Genomic DNA, 1,664 nt, shown 5'->3' with positions numbered 1-1,664 from the left:
ACCCCGAGTGGGTGTGCAGCCAGTACAACGACTTCTTCGTCGCGCTGCTCGACAGCCAGGCCGTCGACAACCCCAGCGACAAGAACATCGCGATCTACGACGACAACGGGGATCAGTGGCCCGTGGGCCTGAACATCCTCAAGGCCGCGCCGGGGCTGTTTCGCTCGTGCGAGAGCGGCTACGTCGGCTGCCAGGGCGACCTCGCCGAGCACCGTCGGCGGCAGCGGCTCGGCCCCCTCCCCCGAGGTCGTCGACCCGGCCGACGTCGCCACCGGCGGCGCCATGGCGGAGGACTACGAGGGCGTGCTGATCCAGGTCGCGGACGTCAGCGTGACCAACGAAGACCTCGGCTACGGCGAGTTCGAGGTCACCGGCGGCCTCGTCGTCACCGACATCTTCTTCGATCAGGACTCGTGGACGCTGCCCGCCCTCGACGACGCCTATACATCGATTACCGGGCCGCTCACGTATTCTTACGAGGTCAACAAGATCGCGCCGCGCGACGCCTCGGACCTCGTCGCCAACTGATCCTCGCCCCGCCCCGTCGCTGACGCGGCGGGGCGATTCGCATCAGCATCAAGGACTCGAGATGTCTGCTCGCACACTCGTCACGCTCACCGGGCCCACGCTCACCTTCGCTCTGACCCTCGCCGCTTGTGGCCCGCGCTACGAGACCACCGAGGACTCCAACGGCGACGCCCTGACCGTGGGGGACAGCGCCGACCTCGGCGACGACGACGACACCGGGGGCGTGTGTGAAAACGACGCGGACTGTGCCGACAACCCCGCCGGCCCCGTCTGCGACGAGGCCGTGGGCCTGTGCTTCCCGGAGTGCGAGCCCGGCGACGTCGACGACTGCTACGAGGGCCCCGCGGGGACCGAGGGCGTGGGCATCTGCACGGCCGGGACCTGGACCTGCGCCCAAGACGGGACGTGGGGCGCCTGCGTGGGCGCCGTCGAGCCCAGCGCCGAGATCTGTGGCAACGACATCGACGAGGACTGCGACGGCTCGCTGGCCGACGCCGACGCCGACGGCGACGGCTGGGGCGCGTGCTCCGGCGACTGCTGCGACGACGAGCTGCTCGGCTGCGTCGACGCCCACCTCGTCAACCCCGGCGCCTTCGAGGTCGCGGGCAACGGGGTCGACGACGACTGCGACGGCGAGATCGACGAGCCCACCACGGCCTGCGACGCCGGCCTGAGCAGCAACTCCGGCGACGGCCTCGACTACGCCGCCGCCCTCGACCTTTGCGAGACCACGACCGAGAACGCCCCGCTGGCCGAGCGGCGCTGGGGCGTGATCTCGGCCGAGCTGACCCTGGCCGACGGCAGCAGCGCGCCGCTCTCGGTCCAGCACGCGATCCGCCCGGCCTTCGGCGACAACATCGTGCCCAGCGGCGGCGATCGCATGGTCGTCCTGTCCTCGGGCAACGCCGCGGCCCCGGGCAGCAAAACCCCAGCTACGAGAAGTTCGAGAGCGGCGAGAACCTGGGCACCTCCGTGCCCGCGCCGGAGGACTGGATCGCCGCGAACGGCGGCGAGTTCCCGGCCAGCTGCGACGGCGTCAACCCCACCTCCGACACCGACGCCAACGACTCGGTGATGCTCAGCCTGCGCGTGCGCGTGCCGACCAACGCGCGCTCGTTCACCACGCGCATGTTCTT

General features: G+C 70.7%; 3 protein-coding genes. 2 read left to right on the top strand and 1 reads right to left on the bottom strand.

The window, feature by feature from the left end:
- On the bottom strand, window positions 1–284 hold a 284-nt coding region (locus tag G6O69_RS39585; protein WP_217910190.1), incomplete at its 3' end, for a hypothetical protein.
- Between G6O69_RS39585 and G6O69_RS39130 the strand changes: the two genes are divergently transcribed.
- Together G6O69_RS39130 and G6O69_RS39125 are read left to right on the top strand one after the other, a co-directional pair.
- Window positions 283–528, top strand: a complete 246-nt coding sequence (locus G6O69_RS39130) for a hypothetical protein (RefSeq protein ID WP_176397478.1) — start codon at window positions 283–285, stop codon at window positions 526–528. The two genes, G6O69_RS39585 and G6O69_RS39130, sit on opposite strands and share 2 nt — an antisense overlap.
- 61 nt (window positions 529–589) lie before the next feature.
- Window positions 590–1,603, top strand: coding sequence for a MopE-related protein (locus G6O69_RS39125; protein ID WP_176397477.1), 1,014 nt, complete (start codon window positions 590–592; stop codon window positions 1,601–1,603).
- The last annotated feature ends 61 nt before the right edge of the window (window positions 1,604–1,664 follow it).

Source organism: Pseudenhygromyxa sp. WMMC2535 (assembly GCF_011083025.2).
This window is presented reverse-complemented; position numbering and strand designations above follow the sequence as displayed.

What these genes read in the sequence shown, in the direction of transcription:
- G6O69_RS39130 (WP_176397478.1), top strand. Translation starts at nt 283, where the DNA reads ATGGCGGAGGACTACGAGGGCGTGCTGATCCAGGTCGCGGACGTCAGC.
- G6O69_RS39125 (WP_176397477.1), top strand. Translation starts at nt 590, where the DNA reads ATGTCTGCTCGCACACTCGTCACGCTCACCGGGCCCACGCTCACCTTC.